Here is a 16,260-nt window from a genome sequence, read left to right as displayed (position 1 = left end):
CTCACTGATCGGCGGTCTGCATCCCGCCATGGCTCGGCGTGCTGAGGGTCTTGGCGAAGAAACGCCCGGCTTCGTGGATCAGGTCGCGATGGATATCCTCACGATTGACCCCTTCGGCATCGGTGCACAGTCCTGGCGTGGCCTGGAGCTGCTCCGGGTTGCAGGGCGCCATGAAGACAAAATGCCCGGCCCCGGCAATCAGCCTGAACTCAGGCGCCGCCGGCAACTTGCGCGCAAGGGCAGCAGCGTTCTTGTCCGGGAACACCAGCTTGTCGTCACCACCGCTGTACATCAATACCGGCACGTGGACATCGGCCAGGGTGTGGCGGCCGAACATCAGGCTCAGCGGCGCCATCAGCAACAAGGCATGCACTCGAGGATCCGCCACCGGCTGCAGGTCATCGCGGTCGACGATCAGTTCACCCTTGGTGTTGCAGGCGTCCTTGTCATCCGGACGCTGCTGGCAATAACGGCGCAGTCGCTCCAGATTCGGCTGGGCCCCAGCCAGGATCAGCGCGGTTTCGCCACCCGCCGAATAGCCGATCACACCGACATTCTCGGCTTCGATATAAGGTGACAGCATCGTGTCGCCAAGGGTGGCCGTAATGGCTTCGGAAATCTGCATGGGCCGACCGTAAAGGTTGCTCAGCGTGCCCAGGCGACTTTGATCCTTGTAGTTGTCGCCAGGGTGCAGCACGGCAACTACGACAAAGCCCTTGCGCGCCAGGGAGGTGGCCAGGTCGTGCAGGGCCAGAGGCGTGCCGCCGTTACCATGGGACAGCATCAACAACGGATAACGGCCGATGGCGACCTTGGCGTCTTCGCTGGCCTGGATCGTGTAGTTGCCGATCCGGCTCGGATGCTCGCGGTCACTGGAGGGGTAGAAGGCAATCGCCGACATCGGCTTGAGGTCGAGAGGATCAAGGAACGTCAGGCGATGATAGCCCACGCTCCAATGAGCAGGCGGGGCAGCCTGCACCGTCAGGAGGCTGCTGGACAAACAGATCAGTAACACTGCACAAAGACGCATCATGGGGATGCCCACCTTTGTTGCGTAATTAACACACCAATTCTCTTCAATTCCTTGAAGCTAAAGCTCCTGGATCAGGGCTTTGACTGATTTTCGAGGTTTTTCAGAGCACCTATGGTTGATCGATCTTGCATAACCCGAGCCAAACCTGAACCGCCAGACGCAAAAAACTCCGTACGCTGACCATTTGGAATGATCAGAGCACAGAGTTTAATGGGTGTTCCCGAAAGAAGCTTGCGGGTTTACGAAAGCTTTACGCGGTGGCAAACAGCTCTTCGCTGATCCGTACCTGCGCGGTGCTCATCGCCTTGGCGCGCACTTCTTCACCGTAGCCCAGGCCGTGGGCGCGGACGAACTCGATATCGGTGATGCCGAGGAAACCGAACAGCACGTTCAGGTAGTCTTCGTGGGCGACGCCAGTCGGCATGCCGACATGCAGGCCGCCGGAGGTGGAGACGATCACCAGCTTCTTGCCAACAGCCAGGCCTTCAGGACCGGCTTCAGTGTAACGGAAGGTCTTGCCGGCGACGGTAACACGGTCGATCCAGGCCTTGAGTTGGGTCGGGATGCTGAAGTTGTACATCGGCGCGGCGATCACGATGGCATCGGCGGCGAGGAATTCTTCGATGGTCGAAGCACTGAGCTCGGCTTCGTGGCGCTGGGCCGCGTCACGCAGTTCGGCTGCGGTACCACCTGCCACCAGGGTCAGGCTGGAGAAGTGGCTGATGGCATCGCTGGCGAGGTCGCGGTAGGTCACCACAGCGGAAGGCTCGGCGAGTTTCCAGGCGTCGACGACCTGACGGCTCAGCTGACGGGAGGCAGAGTTGTCGCCCAGGATGCTGGAATCAATGTGCAAGAGTTTCATGCGGGATCTCCAAGTGAGGATCGCCACTGGGCGATCAAGTTGAGATAATCCTACAGGCGAAACCAATAGCCGATTAGCCCACTAAAATGCGATAGTTTGTCCCAACGATAGAACAATCGAGCCGCTGCCCATGCAAGACCTCAACGATCTCTACTATTTCGCCAAGGTGGTTGAAGCCGGCGGCTTCGCGGCGGCCGGGCGCCTGCTGGGGATTCCCAAATCGCGCCTGTCGCGGCGGATCGCCGAACTGGAAGAACGTCTCGGTGCCCGTTTGCTGCAACGCACCACCCGCCAGCTGAAACTGACCGCCGTCGGCGAGCGCTACCTGCGCCATTGCCAGGCGATGTTGCTGGAGGCCGAGATGGCCGACGAAGCAGTGGCCAGCATGTCCAGCGAACCCCGCGGACGCCTGCGCGTCTCCTGTCCGGTGGGCCTGGCCCAGGAATTCATGCCCTGGGTGATCTCCAGCTTCCTGAGCGCGCATCCGTTGGTCCAGCTGGAAGTGCTGATGGTCAATCGGCGGGTCGACCTGGTGACCGAAGGCATCGATGTCGCCCTGCGGGTCCGCGAACAGGGCGACGAAGATCCGTTGCTGGTGACCCGTCGCTTGCGCCAGGCGCAGACGTTTATCCTGGCGACGCCGGCCTTTCTCGAGCAACACCCGATCAATAGCCTGGAGGACCTCAGGAACGCACCAATATTGGGCGCCCTGGAAGCCGATCGCCTGGTGCATCTGAGCCTGATCAATGCCGGGGGCGAAAAGCGCGAACTGACGTTCGAGGCTCGACTCGGGGTCGACGACTTTGTCGTGCGCAAGGCCTGTGTCCTCGCCGGCCTGGGCTTCAGCGTGCTGCCGATGCTGTACTGTGAGGAAGAACTGGCCAACGGCACCTTCGTCCAGATCCTCCCCGAATGGTCCTTGCCCGGCGGCTGGTTGCAGGCCGTCTACCCTCATCGGCGCGGCGTGCTGCCGGCGGTCCGGGCCTGGATCGACCACCTGGCTGAAGTTTTCAAAGGTTGCGGAGATAGAACACTGTGAAAGGACCCACCCTCAATCCGGAAGATATCGCGCGCTTCTGCCTGACACTGCCCGGCGCCCGGGAAGACTACAAATGGGGCGGCGTGCGGGTGTTTTCCATTGCCGGGAACAAGATGTTCGCCGTGCAGGGGCTGCGCGGCGACTCCCTGGCGTTCAAGGTCGACAAGGATCTGTTCCTCGGTCACGTCGACCGTCCGGGGATCGGGCCGGCGCCATATCTGGCCAGGGCCCACTGGATCATCATGGACACGCCCTACCCCCTGGGCCGGGAAGAGTTGCACGCACTGATCCAGCGCTCCCATCAACTGGTGGTGGCGAAACTGCCCAAGCGTGTCCAGGTCGGCCTGCTGTTATAAAAACGACAGGTGTACCAGGGTGGCGTCGAGGAACAGGTGGTCGATCCAGAACACCTGGTGCAGCAGCACGATCACCCAGAACACCACCTGATAAGAGACTTTGCGGGTCTTGTGCCGAAACACCTGCTGGGCGATCAATGCCCCCGGCCAGCCGCCCAGCAACTCGATGGCGTGCAGGACCTTCTCCGGCGTGCGCCACACCTCCTCGCGAGCCTTGCGCTTGTCGCTCCAGTACAGGAAGAACGCCAGCAGGCTGACGATCCCGTAAGCCCACAGCGGTGCCGAAGAGCCACCCGCGAGCCGCATCTGCAACGCGCCGAACCCGGGCAACGCGCAGAGCATCAACAACGCCGCAAGCTTGAGCTTGAGATGCTGGACCCGACCTCTGGCCTGGCGAGTACCTTCCTGGCTGCGTGAAGTCCTCATCCGCGTGTCGACCAGTCAACCCAGCCGAACTGCCAGGTGGCGAGGATCACCAGGCCGAAGACGATCCGGTACCAGGCGAACGCCACATAGGTATGGCTGGCGATGAACTTCAGCAAGCCGCGCACGGCGATCATCGCAAAGACAAAGGACGTCACGAAACCCAGGGCGATCACCGGCAGATCGGCCATCTGGAACTGATGACGGAAGCCATAGCCGGAGTACACCGCCGCCGCGACCATGGTCGGCATCGCCAGGAAGAACGAAAACTCGGTGGCGGTCTTGCGCGACAGTCCGAACAGCAGCCCGCCGATAATGGTCGCACCGGACCGCGAGGTGCCGGGGATCATCGCCAGGCATTGGGCGAAACCAACCTTCAGGGCATCTTTCCAGGTGATCTCATCCACGCTCTCGGCGTGCACCACATGCTGGCGACGCTCGGCCCAGAGGATGATCAGGCCGCCCACCACCAGCGCGGCGGCCACCGTGATCGGATTGAACAGGTAGGTCGCAATGACCTCCTTGAACAGCACCCCCAACACCACCGCCGGCAGGAACGCCACCAGCAGGTTGAGGGTGAAGCGCTGGGCATTGCGCTGCGTCGGCAGGTCCCGGACCACCGAGAACACCTTGTGGCGAAACTCCCAGACCACCGCCAGGATCGCCCCGAGCTGGATAATGATATTGAAGGCAATCGCCCGCTCCCCGCCGAAATTCAGCAGGTCTGCAACGATAATCTGGTGTCCGGTGCTGGAGATCGGCAAGAACTCCGTCAGGCCCTCGACGATACCCAGAATCACTGCCTGTGCGGCGGTCCAAAGATCCATTATTCCCCCTGCTGCCCCGCACAACGCGTGGCACTTGAAAATCCAGCATTCGATAATTTGCCCGTGGGCGGCACCCATTCAGGGTGTCGCACCGCTTGTCGTCAAACTGTAAAAAATGTCTGAAAAATCAAACATCAACTCAGGTTTGTCGGTTTCGGGCCGAGAGCCTATCAGACACGCCTGTTTATGGCCGTCTTGATAGTAGCCATAAGCCTACTGGGCAGGACGGAGAAAACCTGTTTGGATGCAGATCGGCGAAGATCACAACAAGAAGAACAAGGAGCAGTGTCCTCATGAATAGTTTGCGAAATGTGTCAATCAGTCGGCGTCTCTGGCTCATCCTGATTGTCGCCATGGCGATGCTGCTGATCCTGGGCCTGTTGATGCTCCGGCAGATCCATGACGACCTCTATCAGGCCAAGGCGCAGAAGACCCAACACCTGGTCCAGGTCGCCAGTGGCATCCTCAACTATTACCACGACCTGGAAACCGCCGGCACCCTCAGCCGCGAAGCCGCGCAGAAGCAGGCCCTGAGCGTGGTGCGCGGGCTGCGCTACAACCAGACCGACTACTTCTGGATCAACGACCTGCGTCCGGTCATGATCATGCACCCGACCAGCCCCAAGCTCGAAGGCCAGGACCTCTCGGGCATCCGCGACCCGGACGGTTATGCCGTGTTCAACGAGATGGTGACCCTGACCAAGGCCAAAGGCGCGGGCATGGTCAACTACCGCTGGCCGAAACCGGGTGCCAGTGCGCCGGTGCAGAAAACCTCCTATGTTCAGCTGTTCGAGCCGTGGGGCTGGATCGTCGGTTCGGGCGTTTACGTCGACGACCTGCAAGACGAATTTTATGGCCAGGTGTGGCGTGCCTCGCTGATCGGCCTGGGGATTGCCGTGATCATGGCGCTGTTGGTGACGATGATTGCCCGCAGTATCGTGCGCCCCTTGCAGGAAACCGTGAACGCCATGGCCAATATCGCCAGCGGTGAAAGCGACCTGACCCGTAGCCTCGATACCCACGGGCAGGACGAGGTGACGCAACTGGCACGCCACTTCAACGGATTCACCAGCAAACTGCGCACCGTGGTCGGCCAGCTCCAGATCTCGGCAACGGCACTCGGCCAGTCCTCCACCGACCTGGGCAGCAACGCCACCCAGGCCCAGGCCCGCAGCCAGCAGCAGTCACAACAGATGGAATTGGTCGCGACGGCGATCAACGAAGTCACTTATGGCGTGCAGGACGTGGCCAAGAATGCCGAGCAGGCCGCCAGCGAGATGCGTGATGCCGAAGCCCAGGCGCGCCAGGGTCAACTGAATATCGACAACAGCCTGCAACAGATCGATTCGCTCTCCGGCACCATCAACCAGGCAGTGGAAGTGATCCGCACCCTGGCGGCCGAAAGCACACAGATCGGCAGTGTCCTGGAAGTGATTCGCTCGATTGCCGAACAGACCAACCTGCTGGCCCTGAACGCCGCCATCGAGGCCGCCCGTGCCGGTGAACAGGGTCGCGGCTTTGCCGTGGTCGCCGATGAAGTACGCCTGCTGGCCCAGCGTACACAGAAGTCGACGGCGGAGATCCAGTCGATGATCGAACGTCTGCAAGGCCATTCCGAAGCGGCGGTGAAAGTCATCGGCGACAGCAGCCGTGCTTCGCAGTTGACCATCGAGCAGGCGGGCCTGGCCGGTGAGAGCCTTAACGCCATCGGCCAGGCCCTGCGCAACCTCAACGGGCTCAATGCCTCGATTGCCAGCGCCACCCTTGAACAGTCCCATGTGGTGGAGGAAATCAACCAGAACGTCACCGATGCGGCAGGCCTTTCCCACAGCACCGCCCTGGCGGCCGAGCAATCGAGTGTCGACAGCGAAAAACTCAGGGACCTGAGCCAGCAACTCAATACCTTGCTCAAGCAGTTCAAGGTCTGAGGATGGGAGGGTACAATCGCCCTCCTTTTTTCGAGTCCGAGGAATCCCCATGGCTGCGCCCATGAAGGTCGTCGTCCTGGCGGGGCCTGAATCCAGCGGTAAAAGCTGGTTGTCCGCCGAGCTGCAAGCGCACTTCGGCGGCCTGGTGGTCGGCGAGTACGTGCGTTATTTCATCGAATGCAACCCGCGCGACACTTGCCTGGCGGATATCCCGGCCATCGCCCGTGGGCAGCTTGAGTGGGAGGACACCGCCCGTGCGCAAACACCGACGCTGCTGATTCTCGACACCCACCTGCTGAGCAACCTGCTCTGGAGCCGGACCCTGTTCGGCGAATGCCCGGCTTGGATCGAACAGGCCTTGCAGACACGTCACTACGACCTGCACCTGCTGTTGCGCCCCGAAGGCGTGGGCTGGACCGACGACGGCCAGCGTTGCCAGCCGGAGCTGGGCGAGCGCCAGGCATTTTTTGCCGCCAGCCTGGACTGGCTGACACGGCATGGGCAAGCGGTCAGCGTGATTGACGGCGATTGGCAGGCCCGTCGTGAACAGGCCCTCGCCGCCGTCAAACATTTGCTTGAAGCTGCAACAGACGCCTGAAATTGCTGAAAACCCTGGGAAAACCGGGGTCTGTGTCCACTTCTGAAACACCTCATCCACAGGCAACGCCTCAAAATCAACGGTTCAGGCCCGGCAATGCCCCAGGTGTTAAGCCGCTGATACACCTGCCCTGAAAGGCCCGTATTACCGCGTTGCGCCGAAATCTCCCGGCCCTTCCCCCTCGCGACTGTCTCATCCGTGAAACAGCTTTCGCGCACTCCATTCGCAACCAAAAACAACCCGTTGTTTTCAAAGGAAAAACCAAAAGCGGCACAGCTTCTGCTCTTTCCCTCTCAAACGCTGATCCAGGGCCAGCGTACTGAAGAAGGAATGCCGTCATGAGGATTCTCACTACCGGTTTTACCCGCACCGTGCTGATCAGTTGCGCGATCAGTTCGATGCTCTGCCTCACGGCCCAGGCCGGCGGCAACGGAGTGATTGTCCTTGATCGTACCGTTCAACCTCAGAGTTATGGCCGCCCGGCCCTGCAGCCTGACCCCAACCCGACCACGGTCAACACCAACCCATCCGGCCTGATCACGTCGATAACCGGTCGGGAACTGAGTGACGGCGATATCGCCGGCATCAGTACCGGCGGCTCCATCAGCCAACTGATCGACACCAATACCACCAGCATGCCGGGCCTGAACAACCCCAATGGCCTGCCAGGCATGACCGCCGGACACGGCGGCGGCAATGGCGCCAGCATCGCCAACACGATCAACCATGGACTGGCAGCGGGCATGAACGCCCTCGGCGCCATCGGCAAGGGGCAATGACATGCGCCACTCACTGTTTCTTCTCGCCCTGTTCAGCAGCGCCAGCGTATTGGCCGACTCCGCCAGTCCGGTCATCGACAACGCCACGATCAACAACAGCGGCCAGCAATACAACGGCAACGTGATGGTCAACCAGGCCGCCGGCGACCAACAGCAACAGCTCAACAGCCGGGCTATTGCGGTCGGCACCAGCGCCAGCGCCACCACCTTGCTGAACCAGAAAATCACCACCGGAGCCAGTACGGCGATCAACGCCAAGGCTGCCATCCAGGGCAATTCCTTCAGTAACGGCAACGGCATGATTGGGGTCAACCAATCCGCCGGCGCCAACAACCAGATGATCAATGCCGTGCGGATCAGCATCAGTGCCGCACCGCAAAGCATCGACGACAGCGTCCTGTCCCAACAGAACGTGGCGCTGTCACCGAACTCGGACTCATCCACACCACCAGGCAGCCGCCAGGTCGTTACCAGCGACCAGGCCTTCACCGGCAGCCGAGGAGTGATTCAGGTGAGCCAGAGCGCGGGGGTGGGCAACCGTATGGCCAACACCCTCAGTATCCGGGTCGCTGATTGACCCGTGCAGTGCCAATTAGAAAGTACCAACACTTAACTCAACTAATAAGCACGGAGATACACACCATGAAACCCACAATGGCTCTCAAACCACTGGTCTTCGCACTGGCCGCCGTCATGGCAATGGCTGCTCAGGCAGGCGGCAACGATGATGGACACGGTCGTCGCCATCATGACCATAACCAAGGCCCGGACCTCGCCACCCTGCTGCAGATCACTGCCGGCGCCAGCGCCTCGGTCAACGATACGCAGGACAGCCACGGCAACGCGGTCATCAACGAAGGCACCCAGAACAACGGCAGCATCAACAACTCGTTGAACAGTGCCAGCGGCAACATGGGCGCCAACGCCGCAGCCGGCGACGGCAACCAACAACTCAACGAAGCCGCGCTGGCCACCGCCGACGAAAGCTTCATCTTCGGCAGCGCCAGCTCCAACACCACGCTGACCCAGACCAACCACAACAACACAGTCGCCAATGAATCCACCCAAAACAATGGTTCATTGAACAGCTCCGGCAACTATGGCTCCGGCAACATGGGCGTCAACGTGGCCGCCGGCGACTTCAACCAACAGAAAAACGACCTGGCCATCGCCGTATCCGGCGGTCGTGTCGCGTCGGCAACGGGTTCGGCAACTCAGAACTCCAACGGCCTGCAAGTGGCCAACGCCGGGGTTCAGGCCTACAAAGTCACTACACTCAAAGCCACTATCAGTCTTGAAGGCGGCTACAGCGGCACCTTCAAAGGCACCGAAAGCAGCGGCAGTGACGGCCATGGCGGCTGGGGCAACGATGATCGCGGGCACGGAAAAGGCAGCACCATCAAGGGTACCGAGATGGGCACTATCGACCTGAATGGCGTCGCTACTTATCAAGTGATGACACCTAACGGCTGGACCATGCCAGTGGTCAACAACGCCAGCATCAACGGCTCGCTCAACAATGCCTCGGGCAACGTGGGTGCCAACGTGGCGGCCGGTGTCGGCAACCAACAAGGCAACACCCTGTCCATTGCTGCCGGCTGCCGCGCCTGCATGTAGTGGCAACCGTACTGAGAGCCCCGGAAACGGGGCTCTTTTTTCAGTTCCGAGAGGCGTATGACCATGCGTACCATCGCCCTTGCCGTTGCCCTTTTTCTCTCCCTCTCCATTCAGGCCGCCACCATGGCTGTGCCCGGACTTCCCGGCGCCGTGGTGTTCTACAAACATGTCCAGAGTATGCGTGAACGGCGCTTCTCCGACCTGGTCGAGCAAAAAACCGACTTCAGTTGCGGTGCCGCAGCACTCGCCACCTTGCTGCGCCAGGCCTACTGGCTGGACGTCAACGAAGAACAGATCATCAAAGGCATGCTGACCACCTCTGACCAGGAACTGGTCAAGAAGCAAGGTTTCTCCATGCTGGACATGAAGCGCTACATCGAAAGCATCGGCATGCGCGCACGGGGCTACAAGATTCCCGCCGACAGCCTGCCCAGCGTGAGCATTCCGGTCGTGGTGATGATGGATATCCGCGGCTACAAACATTTCGTGGTGATGCAGCGCGCCGACAAGGACTGGGTCTATATCGGCGACCCCGTGCTGGGCCACAAGCGCTACACCAATGCGGACTTCCAGAAAGGCTGGAACGGCATCATCTTCGCCATCATCGGTCCCGGCTACGACAAGAGCAACGCCTTGCTCGACCCACCGGCACCGCTCACGGCCAAGAACAAGCTGGACACCTTCCACCCGGTCAAGGACGCGGAATTGATGGATTTCGGTTTTATCCAGAGCGACTTCTTTTAAGGTGCACTAAAAATAAAGGGGCAGGATGCTCCGGGAGCAGCACATGAAAACCTCACACAGGCTGATGGTCAGTTGTTTGGTGCTCGCCTGCCTGCCAGCACACGCAGCCCTGCCCTTCAAACCGATAGAACTGAAAGATTCAGAGTTGTCCGAACTGCGTGGTCGCTACGTCATGCCGGGGCGCATCATCAGTTTCGGGATTGTCATGCAAAGCACCTGGACCAACGCCCGTGGCGACACCATCGGCGCGGCCACTTCCCTGCAAATCCAGCAATCGACCATCAAGCCGCAGTTCTATGTCACCACCTTCAGCACCCAGGGCAATGGCGCCGCACCGACCCAAGGCACCGGCACGGTGATCGGCGGTGCCGGCCTGAACGCCTCGACGGGCGTGACCCAGGTGGTGCGTGCCGCCGGCGACGGCAACAGCGCCAATAACAACGTCGCGATCAATGTCAGCGAAGCGAACCAGGTCCCGAGCAGCCCGCAGCAAATGGGCCAGGTGCTCACCAGCGGCGGCAGCATCACCGGCTCCGGCGCCGCCGGCAGCGTCACCGTCTCTGCCGCGGCCAGCGGCGTGACCATGCAGATATTGGCCAACAACAATCAGGGTAATGCCCTGCAACAAATCGCCCAGGGCGGGGTGATGCAGTCCACCACCCTGCTGGGCAGCAGCAACCTGGTCAACAGCATGACCCAACTCAATGTAGTGCTACAGAACAACATGCCCACCGTAGGGGCACTGGATTGCAGCCTGACTCAACTGAAGGGACTACGCAGCATGGGATTCTGAACTACGCTCATTTTCGACCATTGGATGTCAGAAAAGGACGACTTATTTCATGTCTCTATCGCTCTCGTTACGCATGGCGGTATGTGTGGGTGCGCTCTTCCCGGCGGCGATGCTACAGGCAGCGCCCGATGCTGAAGTCGAGGCCCTGAAACAGGAACTCCAAGAGCTGAAACAACGCTACGTACAACAGCAACAGGCGTTGTCGGTACTGGAACAGCGGGTGAAACAGGTCGAAGATCAGCCGGTAGCGCCGCCGCCCAAGCGCCTCGTGAAATCCCCTGCGGACCTGAAAAAGGGGCAAACGGTAGCGGCTGCGGGAGCCGGCGCAAGCGCCCCGGGATCAGCTTCTGCCACTTCGGGTTCCTCTTACGGCCAATCGCTCAAGGATGATTCGGCGCCGGCCCAGAGTGTCTCCGATCTGTACAACGAGGCCAGCGGCTTCTTCGGCAATGGCAAGTTCAGTGTCGAGACGGGACTCACCTATTCGCACTACGATACCCGACAGCTGTTTCTCAACGGGTTTCTAGCCCTGGACTCGATCTTCCTCGGCAATATCAACCTGGACCGGATCAAATCCGACACCTGGACACTCGACCTGACCGCCCGTTATAACCTCGACAATAGATGGCAGTTCGACATAAATGCTCCCATTGTCTACCGGGACTCGGTCTATCAGGCGGGAGGTGGCAACGGCGGCGCGGCCGCGACCACCGTCGAGCAATCGGTGACACAGGATCCGGCCCTGGGCGACGTCAACGTCGGCGTGGCCTACAAGTTTCTCGACGAATCGGAGAACTGGCCGGATGCAGTCTTCAGCTTCCGGATCAAGGCACCTACCGGCAAGGATCCGTATGGCATCAAGTTCCTCACCTCGTCTCAAAGCAACAGCCTGACCTATCCACAAAGCCTGCCCACCGGCAACGGCGTCTGGTCTGTCACACCGGGTATCTCGCTGGTCAAGACCTTTGACCCGGCCGTGCTGTTCGGCACCCTGGCCTACACGCACAACTTCGAGGAATCGTTCGGCGATATCAGTGCGGAACAGGGTGTGGTCGTCCCCGGCAAGGTCAGGCTCGGCGACAGCTTCCAGATCGGTGCCGGTGTGGCCTTCGCCTTGAACGAGAAGATGAGCATGTCCTTCTCGGTCTCGGATCTGGTGCAACGCCGCAGCAGTCTCCAGCAAAGCGGGCAACCCTGGCAGAGCGTGGTTGGCAGCGATGCCAACTCGGGGTTCTTCAACATCGGCATGACCATTGCCGCCACTCCCAAGCTCACCATAGTGCCCATGCTGTCCCTGGGCATGACCCCCGACGCGCCGAACTTCTCTTTCAGCGTGAAGTTCCCCTACTACTTCTGAGTCAGGCCCATGGAAAAGGCCCGCAACGTGCAAACGTTGCGGGCCTTTTCGTTTCGCTCCCCGCGCCCTAGCGGATCTGGTGCTTGTGCAGCAATCGATAGAAAGTCGGGCGTGACACCCCCAGCACGCGGGCGGCGACACTCATATTGTCGCTGTGCCGATTGAGCACATCGCACAGCGCCTGGTGCTCGGCGCGGTGCACATAGTCTTCCAGCGTGCCCATGGGCGCGCTGTCGCAAGGCAGGCTGTGCAACCCCAGGTCCCGGGCCTCGATTTGGCGTCCCTCAGCCAAGACCAACCCGCGCCTGACCCGATTGGCCAGCTCGCGGACGTTGCCCGGCCAGGCATGATTGCCCAGGGCCGCCAAGGCCTCTTCACTGAAACTGCGCGGCCGGCGCCCGGTTTCCTGGCTGTAGAAATGGGAAAAATGGTTGGCCAGCATCGCCACATCACCATGCCGTTCACGCAGCGGCGCCGTCATCACTTGCAGAACGTTGAGCCGGTAGTAGAGGTCCTCACGGAAACGCCCACTGCCAATGGCGGCTTCCAGGTCGACATGGGTCGCCGCCAGCACCCGTACATCCACGGCGATGGGCTGGCTGCCGCCGACCCGTTCGATGTGCTTTTCCTGGAGGAAACGCAACAGATTGGCCTGCAACTCCAGGGGCAGGTCGCCGATTTCGTCGAGGAACAAAGTGCCGCCGTTGGCCGCTTCGATGCGTCCGACCTTGCGCTGGTGCGCCCCGGTAAAAGCACCCTTCTCATGACCGAACAACTCGGACTGGATCAGGTGTTCCGGGATCGCCCCGCAGTTGATCGCCACGAAAGGCTTGGCATGCCGCTGGGACTGCCGGTGCAGGGTGCGCGCCACCAACTCCTTGCCGGTGCCGCTTTCACCACGGATCAATACCGGCGACTCGGTGGGCGCCAGCTTGCCCAGGAGTTTGCGCAGCTCGCGGATCGGCCGGCTGTCGCCCAGCAGCTCGTGTTCCGGCTGGTCGACATGGATCGAACCCTGGCCGCGCAAACGCGCCATGCCGAAAGCGCGACCTAATGTCACCTGTACGCGGGAAACATCGAAGGGCAAAGTATGAAAGTCGAAGAACCACTCGCAGACAAAGTCACCGACGTTCTGCAAACGCAGGACTTCCTGACTGAGAACCGCGATCCACTCGGTGCCGCTACGGCTGATCAGGTCCTTGACCGCCTCAGGGCGTTCGAGGTGAAAAGGTTGCAGGCGCAACAGGCCGACATCGCAGGCGCGATCGACGGCAGTGTCCAGATTGCAGCTGTCGACATCCCAGCCCACGGTGCGCAAACCCGGTAACAGGCGATGACAGTCGTCACAAGGATCAACCACCAGCAGGCGTCTGAGCGGAACCGCTTCTTGCATGACTGATCCTTGGCGCCAGAGTTTTAAATATTTATTAGAAACAAGCAGTTGGCAAGCCTGCTTGTAACACTAGCAAGAACTTGACGAAGACTTGTACCGTTTGGTTATAAACCTGCTAACGGATAAGCCACCAGCTCGAAAAGCCGCGGGCCAGAGCCTTTGCTCAATCCCCAAGCAGCCCTGTCTGGGCTGGCGTGCCGTTCTTGGGGCTCGAGTTGAGTATATGAAAGAAAGTGAAAAAAACTTTATGACTTGTGTGACCTGATGCCTGCGATCGGACATCAGTACAAGTAACCGACCGAAACGGTGAGCCCAAGCCGACGGTCCAGTGAACTGTTTGGGCATACTTGAGAGAAAACCCGATGAACGCCCCGCTCCGTATGAACGAAGCACTTCTGATGGCCGGCCAGGCCCTTAAGCCATTCCAGTGTGTTGCCTGGGTTGCGCAGGATAAAGGCGAACTGAGCCTGACCGTGATCGACCGTACCAACAACAGCATCGGTCGCCAGCAGATTCCTTGCAGCGCCTACTCCGACTCCGAGCAGTTGGTCAGCCTGCTGCAACAGGCCCGTGCGGAGTTGAGCCAGAAAGGCTACGACCTGCAGCCTTGGACGTTGTCGGCGTAACCGCAACGTTCTCAAGCTTGGCGTGATTTTGTGGCGAGCGGGCTTGCCCGCGCTCGACTGCGAAGCAGTCGCAAAACCGGACACCTCGCTGTGTCAGGCAGAACGAATTCTCTGGTTTTAGGGGCGCTTCGCCCCCCAGCGCGGGCAAGCCCGCTCACCACAAGACCGCGTACAACGCGCTTTTTGGGCGCCGGTCAGAGCGTCGACAGCGCTTCGATATGCCGGTACTCGGCGCCGAGTTCCGCCGCCAACTGCACGGCTCGACCCAGGCGAATCGGACCTTTTTCCAGGTCCACCAGCAACGCCTGGCAGTTGAAGACCGGTAAGCCCGACCAGGCTTTCAAGCGCCCGTCCGTCAGCAGCAACACTCGCTGACACTCAGCCCCATTACGCTTCTGCCGCTTGGCCAACCACTGCGCCGCTTCCGCCAGCGCCGCCTGCAACGGCGTGCCACCGCCGGCCCCCAAACCCTCCAGCCAATCGCGCAAGTCACTCGAGGCCTTCAAGCCCTGAAGCTGCCACGTGGGCCGATCGCCGCTGGCGGTCATCAACGCCAGGCGTGCGCGCTGCCGGTAAGCATCGTCAAACACCTGCGCAAGCAGTCCCTTGGCCTCACTCAACGCCTGATGCCGACGGGTCGAGGCCGACGCATCGACAATCACCAGCCACAGTTCATGGGGCGAACGACTGCGCGGACGAAAACGCAGATCCTTGGGCGAACGCGGGCGCCCACCCAACAAGGTCTCCACCCAACTGATCGCGCCGCTCTCAGCGGCCCGACTGACACCTTGACGACCGCCAGACAAGCGACCTGAGCGAGGTTTCGCATCCGCCCCCAGTGTCTGTCGAGGGCGGATGCCTAGGGCTTTTTTGGCCAGCTCGGAATTTCCCGCCGTGCCCCGACCGGCAACGCCTGGGCCGGCAGTTCACCCCATTGTCCCTGGCCATTTTGCGCAACCGATTCGCTGGCCGCCTGGGGTGTAGCAGCAGGATTCGAAGCCGGCGCCGAGGTCGGCGGCACGACGTCGCGACGACGATGACGCAAGGCAAACTCGGCCACCGCCTCGATATCCTCCGCCGTGATCTGCCCGGCACCACGCCAGGCCGCATGGGCCCGGGCGGCACGCAACCAGACCAGGTCCGCGCGCATGCCGTCGACACCCGCGGCAAAACAGCGCTCGGTAATCGCCGCCAGGGCCTGGTCATCCAGGGCAATCTCCGGCAGGCGTGTCCGGGCCTGCCGACAGCGCTCGCGCAAGGCCTCCTGCTCCGGCGCCCACACTTCGCAAAAACCTTGCGGGTCGTTATCAAAGTCCAGACGTCGACGAATAATCTGCCCACGCTCGCTCGGCTGCGGCTGACCGCTGAGCGCCACATTCAGACCGAAACGGTCCAGCAACTGCGGGCGCAACTCGCCCTCTTCCGGGTTCATGGTGCCGATCAATACGAACCGCGCCGAGTGCCGATGGGAAATGCCATCGCGCTCGACCCGATTGACACCACTGGCGGCGACGTCCAGCAACAGGTCCACCAGATGGTCGGCCAGCAGATTGACCTCATCGACGTAGAGCACCCCGCCATCAGCCTTCGCCAATACGCCAGGAGAAAACTGCGCCCGGCCTTCGCCCAGGGCCGCGTCCAGATCGAGGGTGCCCACCAGCCGCTCTTCCGTCGCCCCCAGGGGCAAGGTGACGAACAACCCGCTGGCCAGCAGATCCGCCAGGCCACGGGCCAGGGTCGACTTGGCCATGCCCCGTGGGCCCTCGATCAGTACACCGCCGATCTTCGGGTCAATGGCCGTCAGGCACAGCGCCAGCTTCAGGTCGTCAGCACCGACCACCGCCGACAGCGGGAAATGCGGGGTATCGCTCATGGCTTGCACACC

18 protein-coding genes are annotated in these 16,260 nt (G+C 61.1%); 11 read left to right on the top strand and 7 right to left on the bottom strand.

The genetic code is table 11. The annotated features are described in order from the left end of the window. Position 1 precedes the first annotated feature (1 nt). Positions 2-1,033, bottom strand: coding sequence for an alpha/beta hydrolase family protein (locus HX866_RS07360; protein ID WP_177097689.1), 1,032 nt, complete (start codon positions 1,031-1,033; stop codon positions 2-4). 250 nt (positions 1,034-1,283) lie between these two features. Beyond that, a complete protein-coding gene (locus tag HX866_RS07355; RefSeq protein ID WP_177097688.1) occupies positions 1,284-1,895 on the bottom strand; it encodes an FMN-dependent NADH-azoreductase in 612 nt (203 codons plus the stop codon). A 130-nt stretch (positions 1,896-2,025) separates the two neighbouring features. Here HX866_RS07355 and HX866_RS07350 point away from each other — a divergent pair, with 130 nt between their 5' ends. Both HX866_RS07350 and HX866_RS07345 read left to right on the top strand, forming a co-directional pair. Then, positions 2,026-2,934, top strand: a complete 909-nt coding sequence (locus HX866_RS07350; protein WP_177097687.1) for a LysR substrate-binding domain-containing protein — start codon at positions 2,026-2,028, stop codon at positions 2,932-2,934. Then, positions 2,931-3,290 carry an MmcQ/YjbR family DNA-binding protein gene (locus HX866_RS07345; protein WP_177126220.1) on the top strand — a complete coding sequence of 120 codons (360 nt, stop codon included), beginning with the start codon at positions 2,931-2,933 and terminating at the stop codon, positions 3,288-3,290. Before HX866_RS07350 ends, HX866_RS07345 begins: the two co-directional genes overlap by 4 nt. Here the strand turns inward: HX866_RS07345 and HX866_RS07340 are convergent. Further along, a complete protein-coding gene (locus HX866_RS07340) occupies positions 3,285-3,716 on the bottom strand; it encodes a DUF1294 domain-containing protein (RefSeq protein WP_177097685.1) in 432 nt (143 codons plus the stop codon). The genes HX866_RS07345 and HX866_RS07340 overlap by 6 nt on opposite strands. Then, entirely contained in the window at positions 3,713-4,540 is an 828-nt protein-coding gene (locus HX866_RS07335) for an undecaprenyl-diphosphate phosphatase (protein WP_177097684.1), read from the bottom strand. The genes HX866_RS07340 and HX866_RS07335 overlap by 4 nt, the downstream gene beginning before the upstream one ends. 293 nt (positions 4,541-4,833) lie before the next feature. Between HX866_RS07335 and HX866_RS07330 the strand changes: the two genes are divergently transcribed. The 8 genes from HX866_RS07330 (at position 4,834) to HX866_RS07295 (ending at position 12,356) form a co-directional block, all read left to right on the top strand. Beyond that, positions 4,834-6,468 (top strand): methyl-accepting chemotaxis protein, encoded by a 1,635-nt coding sequence (locus HX866_RS07330; protein ID WP_177138737.1) that lies wholly within the window; start codon positions 4,834-4,836, stop codon positions 6,466-6,468. Positions 6,469-6,529: 61 nt separating this feature from the next. Then, on the top strand, positions 6,530-7,066 hold the full coding sequence (locus HX866_RS07325; RefSeq protein ID WP_177139283.1) for an AAA family ATPase: 537 nt from the start codon (positions 6,530-6,532) through the stop codon (positions 7,064-7,066). Positions 7,067-7,404: 338 nt separating this feature from the next. Beyond that, a complete protein-coding gene (locus HX866_RS07320; protein ID WP_177102075.1) occupies positions 7,405-7,845 on the top strand; it encodes a hypothetical protein in 441 nt (146 codons plus the stop codon). Between the two features lies 1 nt (position 7,846). Beyond that, on the top strand, positions 7,847-8,422 hold the full coding sequence (locus HX866_RS07315) for an adhesin (protein WP_177138736.1): 576 nt from the start codon (positions 7,847-7,849) through the stop codon (positions 8,420-8,422). A 65-nt stretch (positions 8,423-8,487) separates the two neighbouring features. Continuing rightward, positions 8,488-9,462, top strand: coding sequence for a heme utilization protein (locus HX866_RS07310; protein WP_177097680.1), 975 nt, complete (start codon positions 8,488-8,490; stop codon positions 9,460-9,462). Positions 9,463-9,525: 63 nt separating this feature from the next. Next, positions 9,526-10,206: a C39 family peptidase gene (locus HX866_RS07305; RefSeq protein WP_177102681.1), complete on the top strand. Its 681-nt coding sequence runs from the start codon at positions 9,526-9,528 to the stop codon at positions 10,204-10,206. A gap of 43 nt (positions 10,207-10,249) precedes the next feature. Continuing rightward, positions 10,250-10,999, top strand: coding sequence for a hypothetical protein (locus HX866_RS07300; RefSeq protein WP_177097679.1), 750 nt, complete (start codon positions 10,250-10,252; stop codon positions 10,997-10,999). A gap of 49 nt (positions 11,000-11,048) precedes the next feature. After that, complete coding sequence (locus tag HX866_RS07295) at positions 11,049-12,356, top strand: hypothetical protein (protein ID WP_177102077.1); 1,308 nt, start codon at positions 11,049-11,051, stop codon at positions 12,354-12,356. Between the two features lie 67 nt (positions 12,357-12,423). On the opposite strand, the gene HX866_RS07290 is transcribed toward HX866_RS07295, so the two are convergent. After that, positions 12,424-13,749: a sigma-54 dependent transcriptional regulator gene (locus tag HX866_RS07290; RefSeq protein ID WP_177097677.1), complete on the bottom strand. Its 1,326-nt coding sequence runs from the start codon at positions 13,747-13,749 to the stop codon at positions 12,424-12,426. 362 nt (positions 13,750-14,111) lie between these two features. On the opposite strand from HX866_RS07290, the gene HX866_RS07285 reads away from it, so the two are divergent. Further along, positions 14,112-14,375, top strand: coding sequence for a hypothetical protein (locus tag HX866_RS07285; protein WP_100943402.1), 264 nt, complete (start codon positions 14,112-14,114; stop codon positions 14,373-14,375). A 194-nt stretch (positions 14,376-14,569) separates the two neighbouring features. Here the strand turns inward: HX866_RS07285 and HX866_RS07280 are convergent, their stop codons facing one another. Beyond that, positions 14,570-15,214 (bottom strand): vWA domain-containing protein, encoded by a 645-nt coding sequence (locus HX866_RS07280; protein ID WP_177098131.1) that lies wholly within the window; start codon positions 15,212-15,214, stop codon positions 14,570-14,572. Between the two features lie 20 nt (positions 15,215-15,234). Next, a complete protein-coding gene (locus HX866_RS07275; RefSeq protein WP_177097676.1) occupies positions 15,235-16,248 on the bottom strand; it encodes an ATP-binding protein in 1,014 nt (337 codons plus the stop codon). Between the last annotated feature and the right edge of the window lie 12 nt (positions 16,249-16,260).

The sequence above is a fragment of the Pseudomonas gingeri genome (assembly GCF_013386165.1).
GTDB lineage: Bacteria > Pseudomonadota > Gammaproteobacteria > Pseudomonadales > Pseudomonadaceae > Aquipseudomonas > Aquipseudomonas gingeri_C.
The sequence above is the reverse complement of the archived record's forward strand: the minus strand, read 5'-3'. Positions and strand labels throughout refer to the sequence as shown.

What these genes read in the sequence shown, in the direction of transcription:
- HX866_RS07360 (WP_177097689.1), bottom strand. Translation starts at nt 1,033, where the DNA reads ATGATGCGTCTTTGTGCAGTGTTACTGATCTGTTTGTCCAGCAGCCTC.
- HX866_RS07355 (WP_177097688.1), bottom strand. Translation starts at nt 1,895, where the DNA reads ATGAAACTCTTGCACATTGATTCCAGCATCCTGGGCGACAACTCTGCC.
- HX866_RS07350 (WP_177097687.1), top strand. Translation starts at nt 2,026, where the DNA reads ATGCAAGACCTCAACGATCTCTACTATTTCGCCAAGGTGGTTGAAGCC.
- HX866_RS07340 (WP_177097685.1), bottom strand. Translation starts at nt 3,716, where the DNA reads ATGAGGACTTCACGCAGCCAGGAAGGTACTCGCCAGGCCAGAGGTCGG.
- HX866_RS07335 (WP_177097684.1), bottom strand. Translation starts at nt 4,540, where the DNA reads ATGGATCTTTGGACCGCCGCACAGGCAGTGATTCTGGGTATCGTCGAG.
- HX866_RS07330 (WP_177138737.1), top strand. Translation starts at nt 4,834, where the DNA reads ATGAATAGTTTGCGAAATGTGTCAATCAGTCGGCGTCTCTGGCTCATC.
- HX866_RS07325 (WP_177139283.1), top strand. Translation starts at nt 6,530, where the DNA reads ATGAAGGTCGTCGTCCTGGCGGGGCCTGAATCCAGCGGTAAAAGCTGG.
- HX866_RS07320 (WP_177102075.1), top strand. Translation starts at nt 7,405, where the DNA reads ATGAGGATTCTCACTACCGGTTTTACCCGCACCGTGCTGATCAGTTGC.
- HX866_RS07315 (WP_177138736.1), top strand. Translation starts at nt 7,847, where the DNA reads ATGCGCCACTCACTGTTTCTTCTCGCCCTGTTCAGCAGCGCCAGCGTA.
- HX866_RS07310 (WP_177097680.1), top strand. Translation starts at nt 8,488, where the DNA reads ATGAAACCCACAATGGCTCTCAAACCACTGGTCTTCGCACTGGCCGCC.
- HX866_RS07305 (WP_177102681.1), top strand. Translation starts at nt 9,526, where the DNA reads ATGCGTACCATCGCCCTTGCCGTTGCCCTTTTTCTCTCCCTCTCCATT.
- HX866_RS07300 (WP_177097679.1), top strand. Translation starts at nt 10,250, where the DNA reads ATGAAAACCTCACACAGGCTGATGGTCAGTTGTTTGGTGCTCGCCTGC.
- HX866_RS07295 (WP_177102077.1), top strand. Translation starts at nt 11,049, where the DNA reads ATGTCTCTATCGCTCTCGTTACGCATGGCGGTATGTGTGGGTGCGCTC.
- HX866_RS07290 (WP_177097677.1), bottom strand. Translation starts at nt 13,749, where the DNA reads ATGCAAGAAGCGGTTCCGCTCAGACGCCTGCTGGTGGTTGATCCTTGT.
- HX866_RS07285 (WP_100943402.1), top strand. Translation starts at nt 14,112, where the DNA reads ATGAACGCCCCGCTCCGTATGAACGAAGCACTTCTGATGGCCGGCCAG.
- HX866_RS07275 (WP_177097676.1), bottom strand. Translation starts at nt 16,248, where the DNA reads ATGAGCGATACCCCGCATTTCCCGCTGTCGGCGGTGGTCGGTGCTGAC.